Source organism: Streptomyces sp. NPDC018964 (assembly GCF_044390325.1).
In the GTDB taxonomy this organism is placed as follows: Bacteria; Actinomycetota; Actinomycetes; order Streptomycetales; family Streptomycetaceae; genus Streptomyces.
Genome location: NZ_JBIRYZ010000029.1, coordinates 84,088 through 94,465, shown reverse-complemented (window position 1 = coordinate 94,465; position 10,378 = coordinate 84,088). Strand labels below are relative to the sequence as shown.

The 10,378-nt window shown below is 72.3% G+C and carries 11 protein-coding genes; all 11 read right to left on the bottom strand.

The features are described 5' to 3' along the window. Positions 1-250 precede the first annotated feature (250 nt). The 11 genes from nusB to ruvX all read right to left on the bottom strand — a co-directional run bounded on the left by nusB (position 251) and on the right by ruvX (position 10,360). The gene (gene nusB / locus ACH5AO_RS32930; RefSeq protein ID WP_398931114.1) at positions 251-682 is read right to left on the bottom strand and encodes a transcription antitermination factor NusB; all 432 of its coding nucleotides are present in this window, start codon (positions 680-682) and stop codon (positions 251-253) included. Between the two features lie 2 nt (positions 683-684). Beyond that, positions 685-1,251, bottom strand: a complete 567-nt coding sequence (gene efp / locus ACH5AO_RS32925; protein WP_006131211.1) for an elongation factor P — start codon at positions 1,249-1,251, stop codon at positions 685-687. 70 nt (positions 1,252-1,321) lie between these two features. Continuing rightward, a complete protein-coding gene (locus ACH5AO_RS32920) occupies positions 1,322-2,428 on the bottom strand; it encodes an aminopeptidase P family protein (RefSeq protein WP_398931112.1) in 1,107 nt (368 codons plus the stop codon). 367 nt (positions 2,429-2,795) lie between these two features. Beyond that, positions 2,796-3,665 carry a Pro-rich N-terminal domain-containing protein gene (locus tag ACH5AO_RS32915; protein ID WP_398931110.1) on the bottom strand — a complete coding sequence of 290 codons (870 nt, stop codon included), beginning with the start codon at positions 3,663-3,665 and terminating at the stop codon, positions 2,796-2,798. Between the two features lie 127 nt (positions 3,666-3,792). Next, on the bottom strand, positions 3,793-4,887 hold the full coding sequence (gene aroB / locus ACH5AO_RS32910; RefSeq protein WP_398931108.1) for a 3-dehydroquinate synthase: 1,095 nt from the start codon (positions 4,885-4,887) through the stop codon (positions 3,793-3,795). Continuing rightward, complete coding sequence (locus tag ACH5AO_RS32905; protein WP_398931106.1) at positions 4,884-5,399, bottom strand: shikimate kinase; 516 nt, start codon at positions 5,397-5,399, stop codon at positions 4,884-4,886. The genes aroB and ACH5AO_RS32905 overlap by 4 nt, the downstream gene beginning before the upstream one ends. Next, positions 5,396-6,580: a chorismate synthase gene (gene aroC, locus ACH5AO_RS32900; RefSeq protein ID WP_398931104.1), complete on the bottom strand. Its 1,185-nt coding sequence runs from the start codon at positions 6,578-6,580 to the stop codon at positions 5,396-5,398. The genes ACH5AO_RS32905 and aroC overlap by 4 nt, the downstream gene beginning before the upstream one ends. 183 nt (positions 6,581-6,763) lie before the next feature. Continuing rightward, positions 6,764-7,195: a hypothetical protein gene (locus tag ACH5AO_RS32895; protein WP_398931102.1), complete on the bottom strand. Its 432-nt coding sequence runs from the start codon at positions 7,193-7,195 to the stop codon at positions 6,764-6,766. 51 nt (positions 7,196-7,246) lie between these two features. Continuing rightward, complete coding sequence (locus ACH5AO_RS32890; protein WP_398931100.1) at positions 7,247-8,074, bottom strand: shikimate dehydrogenase; 828 nt, start codon at positions 8,072-8,074, stop codon at positions 7,247-7,249. Next, positions 8,074-9,768 (bottom strand): endolytic transglycosylase MltG, encoded by a 1,695-nt coding sequence (mltG, locus tag ACH5AO_RS32885; protein ID WP_398931098.1) that lies wholly within the window; start codon positions 9,766-9,768, stop codon positions 8,074-8,076. Before mltG ends, ACH5AO_RS32890 begins: the two co-directional genes overlap by 1 nt. 127 nt (positions 9,769-9,895) lie before the next feature. Next, a complete protein-coding gene (ruvX, locus tag ACH5AO_RS32880) occupies positions 9,896-10,360 on the bottom strand; it encodes a Holliday junction resolvase RuvX (RefSeq protein WP_398931145.1) in 465 nt (154 codons plus the stop codon). Between the last annotated feature and the right edge of the window lie 18 nt (positions 10,361-10,378).

Sequence of the window (10,378 nt, the reverse complement as noted above, 5' to 3'; positions counted from 1 at the left end):
CCGCGGCCGCCCGCCGGGGGGGGGCCCCCCCCGGGGAGGCTAACCGGCGCGGGGGGGCGCCAGAACGGGCCGGCGGGGGGGGCCGAACCGGGGGGGCCCCCCCCCCCCCCGGCGGCCTTTTACGGGTCCTGTCGTACGCCGTGAGGGCAGCACCCCAAGGGGCGCGGGGAACTGCGCGACAAGCCACGGTCGGCCGGCAGCCGCCGGACATCGCCGCGCCCCCTACGGCGCATGGGCACGAGAACGCCGGCTACGCCTCGCGGCGAAGCGACGGCTTCAGCTCCTTGAGCCGGCCCAGGAGCCCGTTCACGAAGGAAGGCGACTCGTCCGTCGAGAACTCCTTCGCCAACTGCACCATCTCGTCGAGGACGACCGCGTCCGGGGTCTCGTCGACCCAGATCAGCTCGTACGCGCCGAGACGCAGGATGCTGCGGTCGACGACCGGCATCCGGTCGATCGTCCAGCCGACCGAGTACTGGGAGATCAGCTCGTCGATGCGCCGCGCGTGCTCCGCGTAGCCCTCGACGAGCTGCATCGTGTACTCGCTCACCGGCGGCTGCCGGGTGTCGGACCGGGCGTGCCGGACCCAGTCGGCGAGGACGGTCAGGACCTCGGCGCCGCGCTGGTCGCCCTCGAAGATGATCTGGAAGGCGCGTTTGCGGGCCGTGTTGCGGGCAGCCACGGTTAGCTGTTCACCCGGCCGAGGTAGTCGCTGGTACGGGTGTCGACCTTGATCTTCTCACCGGTGGTGATGAAGAGCGGGACCTGGATCTGGTGACCGGTCTCCAGCGTGGCCGGCTTGGTGCCACCGGTGGAGCGGTCGCCCTGGACGCCCGGCTCGGTCTCCTGGATCGTCAGCTCGACGGCGGCCGGGAGCTCGACGAAGAGCACCTCGCCCTCGTGCTGCGCGACGGTGGCCGTGAAGCCCTCGACGAGGAAGTTGGCGGCGTCGCCGACGGCCTTGCGGTCGACCATGAGCTGGTCGTAGGTCTCCATGTCCATGAAGACGAAGTAGTCTCCGTCCATGTAGGAGAACTGCATGTCGCGCTTGTCGACGGTGGCCGTTTCGACCTTGACGCCGGCGTTGAAGGTCTTGTCGACGACCTTGCCGGAGAGCACGTTCTTGAGCTTGGTGCGCACGAAGGCCGGGCCCTTGCCGGGCTTGACGTGCTGGAACTCGACGACGGACCAGAGCTGGCCGCCTTCGAGCTTGAGCACCATGCCGTTCTTGAGGTCGTTCGTGGAAGCCACGGTTGCGGAATCTCCTGGACTGGACTGACGTGGACGACGGCCGGAGCGTGCGCCCGCGCCCGGCGTGGGGCTAGAGCGCGAGCAGCTCCTTGGTCGTGATGGTGAGTAGCTCGGGTCCGCCGTCCGCCTCGGGGCGCACGACGAGCGTGTCATCGATCCGGACCCCGCCCCGGCCCGGGAGGTGGACCCCCGGTTCGACGGTGACCGGCACACAAGCGTCCAGTTTACCCATGGCCGTGGGGGTCAATTGAGGGTCCTCGTCGATTTCGAGTCCTACGCCGTGACCGGTGAGCCCGGGGAGCGACTCGGCGTACCCGGCGGAGTCCAGTACCTGGCGGGCGGCCCGGTCCACGTCGCGGCAGGCCGCGCCGGGGGCGAGGGACTCGCGTCCGGCTCTCTGGGCGGAGAAGACGAGGTCATAGAGCTCGATCTGCCAGTCCGCGGGGGCCGTGCCGATGACGAACGTACGGCCGATCTCGCAGCGGTAGCCGCGGTAGGTGGCGCCGAGGCAGACGGAGAGGAAGTCGCCCTCCTCGACGCGGCGGTCGGTGGGACGGTGGCCGGGGCGGCCGGCGTTCGGGCCGGTGGCGACGGAGGTGGGGAAGGCGGGGCCGTCGGCGCCGTGGTCGACCAGGCGGCGCTCGAGTTCCAGGGCGAGGTGGCGTTCGGTGCGGCCGACGAGGATGGACTCCAGGAGCTCGCCGAGGGCCTGGTCGGCGATCTCCGCGCCGATGCGGAGGCAGGAGATCTCCTCCTCGTCCTTGACGACGCGGAGCTGTTCGACCGCGCAGCCGATGCCGGTGAGGCGGAGGCGGGGGGCGACGTCGTGAATCGCGCGGTGGCGGGTGACGGTGAGGTGGTGTTCCTCGACGGCGAGGGAGTCGGCGCCCTGGCCGACGGCGAGGCCGGCGGCCGCGAGGGTGGCGTCGCCGCCGGTGGCGGGTACGACGTGCACACGGAGGGATTCGTCGGGGCGGCTCTGCGGTGAGCGGTCGTCGGGTGGGCCGGCGCAGACCAGCAGGTCCTCGGTTCTGCCCAGCAGGAGTACGGCGCCCTCGGGGGCGGCGCCGGCGAGGTAGCGCACGTTTGCGGGCCGGGACACCAGCGCCGCCGCGCTGCCGCCCGCGTTGCAGCATTCCCGTAGCCGCGTCCGGCGGACCGCGTAGACCTCTGACATTCTTCGAGCGTAGGAGCGCCGGCGGGATGTCGCCGGTCGAGCGGGGCCGAGTGGGGGTGCGGCGGGGGCGCGCCGCAGGGGCGCGTGCGCCTCGTCGGGGGCGCGGGGGCGCGGCCCGCCCGCCGCGGTCGCGCCCCTCCGGTGCCGCCGCGGCGGGCCGGTACGGGGACCGGGTGGGCGGCGGGCTCCGCCGCTCCCCCACACCCCACTCCGGTCCGTCGGCGGCCGCGGCCCGGGACGGCTTCCCTCACCGCGGGGCGGTCCCCCCGGTGCCTCGAGTACTCCCAAGGCCGCACGGGTGGGTGCGGCGGCGCCCGGCGAACGCGGGCACGTGGTGTCCCGCCCGGTCACACCGGGGAGGCCGGACTCACCACTTCGGCGGGCTGGCGATCGCGCGGGCCAGGACGTCGTCCAGGATGCGGGCCGTTTCCGGTATGTCCAGCTGGGAGTTGTCGATGATGGGAAGACCCGAGCCGTACCAGCCGGCCATCCGGCCGTGGATACGGGCCACCTCCTCATCGCTGAGGCGCCGGTTGCCGGAACGTTCCGCGTTGCGCTCCAGGACGATGTCCAGGCCGGGGAGGAGGACCACGGGCAGCAGGCCGGGGCCCACGTGCCGCTTCCAGCCGCCGAGGCCGACGACCGGGCGGTCGGGGAAGACCGCGTCGTCGAGGATGCACGAGATCCCGTTGGCCAGGAAGTTGCGGGCGGCGAAGCCGCAGGTGCGGCGGGCCAGGCGGTACTGCGCCTCGGAGTGGTCGTTCCACCCGGACTGCGGGTCGGCGAAACCGGAGCGGACCCACTCGCGCACGTCGTCGAGGCTGATGTGGGCCGTGGGGACCCGGCGGTGGTCCGCCCAGTACTTGGCCACGCTCGTCTTGCCGGCGCCCGCGGGGCCTATGAGCAGCACGGCGATGATCGTGCCGGCCGGGTCGGGTGCCGCGGGAGCCTGCGGCGGGCCGGGCATGGCGACCGGGCCGCCGGGCGGCAGCGGTACGTGACCGGTGGTGTCCGGTGGCGGGGGCATCGAGGCGTGCCGCGGCCCCGCGGAGGGCGGGGTGGGTGCGGGTGGAGGCGCGGGATAGCCCGGTGCCGGAGGAGGTCCGGGCACCGGGACGGGTCCCTGGTGCGCTCCCGGGTGCTGGCCCGGGTGGTGTGCGGCCGGTGACCAGCCGACGGCCGGTCCGTGCCCCGGCTGGTGGGGCGGCGGCAGCGGAGAACCCACTGCGTGCTGCATCCGGTGCCACTCCGTCTCGTACAGGCGATGGGGCGCTGACAGCGGGGGGTGCCCCGCGTGCTACCGAACGGTACCGCCCCCTGCCGTCGTTGTGTGAACGGCCGGGGGCGGCGGTGAGTGCCCGGGGCTACTGCCCGACCTCGCCGTACGCGGCGAGCAGTACGGCCGGGTCCGGTCCTTCGAACACCGTGGGCTTGGCGAGACCGTCGAGGACGACGAAGCGCAGCAGGTCGCCGCGGGACTTCTTGTCGACCTTCATGGTTTCCAGCAGCTTGGGCCACTGGTCGTAGCGGTAGTGCAGGGGGAGCCCGACCGATTCGAGGATCGCGCGGTGGCGGTCCGCGGTGGCGTCGTCCAGGCGGCCCGCGAGACGGCCCAGTTCGGCGGCGAAGTGCATGCCGACGGAGACCGCCGCGCCGTGGCGCCACTTGTAGCGCTCGTTCTTCTCGATGGCGTGGCCGAGGGTGTGACCGTAGTTCAGGATCTCGCGGAGACCCGATTCCTTCAGGTCGGACGAGACGACGTCCGCCTTGACCCGGATCGAGCGCTCGATCAGCTCCGCCGTGTGCGGGCCCGACGGGGTGCGGGCGGCCTGGGGGTCGGACTCGATGAGGTCCAGGATCACCGGGTCGGCGATGAAGCCGGCCTTGATGACCTCGGCGAGTCCGGAGACGTAGTCGTTGACCGGGAGGGAGTCCAGGGCGGCCAGGTCGCACAGCACACCGGCGGGCGGGTGGAAGGCTCCGACGAGGTTCTTGCCCTCGGCCGTGTTGATGCCGGTCTTGCCGCCCACGGCCGCGTCCACCATGGCGAGCACGGTGGTCGGGATCGCGATCCAGCGGACTCCGCGCAGCCAGGTCGCGGCGACGAAGCCGGCCAGGTCGGTGGTGGCGCCGCCGCCCACGCCGACGATCACGTCGGTGCGGGTGAAGCCGGACTGGCCCAGCGCCTTCCAGCAGTAGGCGGCGACCTCGGCGGTCTTGGCCTCCTCCGCGTTGGGCACCTGGATGGCGATCGCCTCGTAGCCCTGGCCGGCCAGGTCGGCGCGGAGCGCGTCGCCGGTCTCGGCGAGTGCCTCGGGGTGCACGATCGCGACCCGCTTGGCCTTCGCGCCGATCAGGCCGCCGAGTTCGCCGAGGAGCTGACGGCCCACCAGGACCTCGTAGGGGTCGGTGCCCGCCGTGCCGCCGATGTGGATCCGCGTCACTGCTTCACTGCTCATGCGTCCTTCAACTCCAGTGCGTCCAGGGCCGCTTCGGTGACTTCCTCGGGCGTACGGCCGTCGGTCGACACGACGGCCGTGGCGACCTCCTCGTACAGGTGGCGCCGCGCCTCCATCAGCTCGCGCCACTGCTTGCGCGGGTTGACCGCGAGCAGCGGGCGGGCGACGTTGAGGCCGGTGCGCCGGACGGCCTCCTCCACGTCCATCGAGAGGTAGACGACGCGCTGCCCGGCGAGCAGCGCGCGCGTCTGCGGGTCGAGGACCGCGCCGCCGCCGAGCGCCAGGACGCCGTCGTGCTCGGTGAGCGCCGTGCGCACCGCGCGCTTCTCGACGGCGCGGAAGGCGGGCTCACCCTCGTCGACGAAGATGTCGGCGATGGCCTTGCCCTCGGCGGTGACGATGTCGTCGTCGGTGTCGCGGTAGCCGACCCCCAGCCGCTCGGCCAGCAACCGCCCCACCGTGGACTTGCCCACTCCCATGGGGCCGACCAGCACGATGACCGGTGAGCTCATCGGACGGCCAGGTTCTCGAGGTACGACGTCACGTTGCGGCGGGTCTCGGTGACGCTGTCGCCGCCGAACTTCTCCGCGACCGCGTCCGCGAGGACCAGGGCGACCATGGCCTCGGCGACGATGCCGGCGGCCGGCACGGCGCACACGTCGGAGCGCTGGTGGTGGGCGGCGGCCTCCTCGCCGGTGACGACGTCCACGGTCCTCAGCGCCCGCGGCACGGTCGCGATGGGCTTCATCGCCGCGCGCACGCGCAGCAGCTCGCCGGTGGTCAGTCCGCCCTCGGTGCCGCCGGAGCGGCCCGAGGCGCGCTTGATGCCGTCGGGGGTGGCGACGATCTCGTCGTGCGCCTTGGAGCCGGGCACGCGGGCGAGGTCGAAGCCGTCGCCGACCTCGACGCCCTTGATGGCCTGGATGCCCATGAGGGCGGCGGCCAGACGGGCGTCCAGACGGCGGTCCCAGTGGACGTGGGAGCCGAGGCCCACGGGCACGCCGTACGCCAGCACCTCGACCACGCCGCCGAGGGTGTCGCCGTCCTTGTGGGCCTGGTCGATCTCGGCGACCATCGCCTTCGAGGCGTCCGCGTCCAGGCAGCGCACCGGGTCCGCGTCCAGCCGCTCCACGTCGGCGGGGGTCGGGTGGACGCCGTACGGCGCCTTGGCCGCGGCCAGCTCGACGACGTGGCTGACGATCTCGATGCCGGCCGTCTCCTTCAGGTACGACCGTGCCACCGCGCCCAGCGCCACGCGGGCCGCGGTCTCGCGGGCCGAGGCGCGCTCCAGGATCGGGCGGGCCTCGTCGAAACCGTACTTCTGCATGCCGGCCAGGTCGGCGTGGCCGGGGCGGGGGCGGGTCAGCGGGGCGTTGCGCGCCAGGCCGGCCAGCACCTCCGGGTCGACCGGGTCGGCCGCCATGACCTGCTCCCACTTCGGCCACTCGGTGTTGCCCACCATGACCGCGACCGGGGAACCGAGGGTCAGACCGTGCCGGACGCCGCCGAGGAAGGTGACCTCGTCGCGCTCGAACTTCATCCGGGCGCCGCGACCGTAGCCCAGCCGCCGCCTCGCGAGGTGGTCCGCCACCATGTCCGTGGTGATCGGTACGCCGGCGGGAAGGCCCTCCAGCGTCGCGACGAGTGCGGGACCGTGCGACTCCCCCGCGGTCAGCCAGCGCAACCTGCTCAACGGTGCTCCTCCATGCTCGCGCCCCGGTACTGCCCTGCGTACACGTGTCCTCGTGCACGGCTGCGGCGTGACGGGGTGCGCGGCCCCGGTCCGCCACCTCCGATCCTCCCACGTCCGGGCCGGGTGTCCGGCCGCCGGTCCATCAGGCGGACGGGCGGAATCACGGGCCGGGCGGCGGAGTGATCAGGCCGGGCCGTCGCCCCGGCGGGGCTGGGGCGCGTAGGCGCCGAGGAAGTCGGCCCCGCTCGGCTGCGGAGCACGGGCATCCGGGTGGCCGGCGTCGCCGCCCTGCTGTGGCGGCGCGTACCGGCCGAGGTGGTCGGCGCCGCTCGGCTGCCGGGCGGCCTGCGGCGCGGGCCGGTTCTGCGGCGGCGCGTACTGGCCCAGGTAGTCCGCGCCGCTGCCCTGGCCGTACCGGGCCGCCGCGTGGATCGGCCGGCCGTCGCGCACGGCGCGGCGGTGCGCGATCTTGCGCTTGATCTTGACGACCCAGGACGCGACGACGGCGAGCACGATCAGGGCCAGCACCGTGATCTGCACCCAGTCGGGCAGGAAACCCAGCACGGACTCGAATATCTGGGACTTCGCCGACGCCAGCGGCATGCCTGCGGACATGGAACGCGTTCCCCTCCCCTGTTCCGCCCCCTGCGGAACCGAGGGTGGATCCTAGCGGGCCGCGAGGGCCCGCTCGCCCGCTTTTCGCATGGCGTCCAGCGGGGCCGGTGACCGCCCCGTCATCTGCTCCACCTGGAGCACCGCCTGGTGCACCAGCAGGTCCAACCCGCCGACCACGGCGCCCCCGTACGCCGACCAGCGGGCGGCGAGGACGGTCGGCCACGGGTCGTAGAGCACGTCGAAGAGGGCCGTGGGGCGTTCCGGGACGGCCCTGGCGAGGGTGTCCGTGACGCCGGCCGGGGTGGTGCTGACGACCAGCGGCGCGCGCAGGGCCTGCTCGGCGTCGTCCCAGGCGGCGATGCGCACCGTGACGTCGAGCCGCTCGGCCCACTCGCGCATCTCCGCCGCACGGGCCTCGCTGCGGACGTAGACAGTGACCTCGCCCGAGCAGATCCGGGCCAGCGCGGCAAGGGCGGAGGAGGCGGTGGCGCCCGCGCCGATGACGGCGGCGGACTCCACCTTGTCGATGCCGTGCTCGCGCAGGGCGGCGACCATGCCGGGGATGTCGGTGTTGTCGCCGGTCCGGCGGCCGTCCGGCGTGAGGACGACCGTGTTGACCGCCTCGACCGAGGTCGCGGTCTCGCTGATCGAGTCGAGCAGCGGGATCACCGCCCGCTTCAGCGGCATGGTCAGCGACAGCCCCGCCCACTCGGTGCCGAGCGTGTCGAAGAAGCCGGGCAGAGCCTTCTCGTCGACCTCGAAACGGTCGTACGTCCAGCCCTCCAGGCCCAGCTCGGCGTAGGCGGTGCGGTGCAGGACCGGGGAAAGGGAGTGGGCGATCGGGGAGCCGAGTACGGCGGCCCGGCGGGCGGTGGGCATCAGTTGTCCCTCGACGCGTTGAACTTCTCGACGAGCTTCTCGTGCTCGGCGATGGTCTTGGCGAACTCGGTCTTGTTCATGCCGTCCGTGGCGACGAAGTACATCCAGCCGTCGCTCGTCGGGTTCAGCGCGGCCTGCAGGGCCTCCTCGCCCGGGTTGCCGATCGGGCCGGGCGGCAGGCCCGTGTTGGTGTACGTGTTGTACGGGTCGGGGTTGCTGTTGATCTCCGACTCGGAGATGTCGATCTCGCTCTGGCCCAGGAGGTAGTTGAAGGTCGAGTCGAACTGGAGTTTCCGGTTCGTCTCGGTATTGGTGGTCTTGAGCCGGTTGTAGATGACCTCGGACATCTTGCGGAAGTCCTCGTGGGTCTTGCCTTCCGCCTGCACCAGGCTCGCGACCGTCACCAGCTCCCACGGCCCTTCGAGACCGAGGCTCTCGGCCTTCCCCTCGAAGTCCAGCTCCTCGTACTTCTCGGTGGCGCGGGCCACCATCTGCTTCAGCACGTCCTCGGGCTTCTGGCCCTTGGCGACGGCGTAGCTGGACGGGTAGAGGAAGCCCTCCAGCGGTTCCTTGACGTCCTCGCGGTTCATGGCCCAGTCGGGCAGGCCGAGGGTCTTCCACCTCGTCTCGGCGACCTTGGCCGTGGTGCCCTCGTCCACCTTGAGGCGCTTGTCGATCAGCTCGTAGACGGCGGCGTTGCGCTTGCCCTCGGCGATGATCAGGTTGTCGCGGCTCTTGGGACTGAGCATCAGTTCGACCGCGCTCGCGGCCGACATCTCCTTCTCCAGCGTGTAGACGCCATCCTGGATGCTCTTGCCCTGCGGGTTGGCCGCCTGGGCCGCGACGAAGGCGTCGACGCTCTTGACCACGCCCATCTTCTTGAGTTCCTGGCCGATGGCGTACCCGCCGGAACCCTTGGGGATCGTGACGGTCACCTGCTCACCGTTGCCGGCCCCCGCGAAGTCCGGGGCGCTGCCGAAACGATCCTGGTAGAACTGGTAGCCGAAGTAGCCGACACCGGCGATGCCGCCGCCGAAGACCACGACCACGACGAGACAGGCCAGGCCGCTGCGTCGTTTCCTCTCCTTGCCGCCCCGGCCCCGGCGCTCGCCGCGCCCGCTCCGGTCGCCCGGCTCGTCATCAGGGGCGTCATCGTCGTCGCCACCGCCCGCGAAGAACGCGTGTTCGCCCTGGTCGGGGCCCGGGTCCCAGTCCGTCTCCGGTTCGGGTTCAGGTTCGGTGCGGCGACGGCCGGGTGGCTCGGGCGGTGGGTAGGCGTCGGGGGTGCCGTAGTGGTCGGCCCGCTCCCCGCCGTAGGCCCCGGACTGCGGCCCGTACGGGTCCGTCGGGTCGGCGGCATAGGGATCCTGCGGGTAGGAGCCCGTGGGCCAGCCGTTCTGGTCGTACTGCGGCTGTTGCTGCTGCTGAGGGTTGTACTGCTGCTGGTCGTACTGCGGCTGTTGCTGCTGGTCGTACTGCGGGTACTGCTGTCCGCCGTACCCGTGCTGCTCGCCGGTGCCCCAGTCGCCGTACTGCTGCTGCGCCTGCGGCTGCTGCGGATAGTGCTGTGGCTGGCCGCCGTAGGGGGACTGCTGGCCCTGCTGGGTCTGCTGTCCGCCCCATCCGCCGTCCCCGTACAACGGGTCGTCCGGATGCCACGGTTCGGAGCCCTGGCCCCGGCCATACTCAGTCATCGATCCCCTAGAGCCGCGAGGCGGCGGTCGCCCGGCCACCTGAAGACCACGGCTCCCGTACCGCCTCTTTCTGTGCGGCGGCTGTTCGAACACCGTCCGCATCGCGCGGAACGTTACCGTATCGCGATCAGATGACCACTTCGACGCCCTCACCGGGTGGTCTGCCTGACACCCGTTCGGATTCCAGTGCCTGCTGAAGGATGATCACAGCGGCCGCCTGGTCGATGACGGAACGTCCCTTCCTGGACTTCACGCCCGAGGCGCGCAGTCCCTGACTCGCCGTCACCGTCGTCATGCGTTCGTCGACGAGTCGCACCGGAACGGGAATGATCATACGGGCCAGCTCCTGCGCGAAGCGCCTGACCTTGGCCGCGGCCGGGCCCTCGCCCCCCTTGAGGGAGCGGGGGAAACCAACGACGACCTCGATCGGCTCGTACTCCTCGACGAGCTGCCGCAGCCTGCGGTGGGCGGCGGGGACGTCCCGGCCGGGGACGGTCTCGACCGGCGTGGCGAGGATCCCGTCGGGGTCGCACGAGGCGACCCCGATGCGGGCGTCCCCGACGTCGATCGCGAGACGGCGGCCGCGGCGCATCGCCGGGCCGTCCGCCTG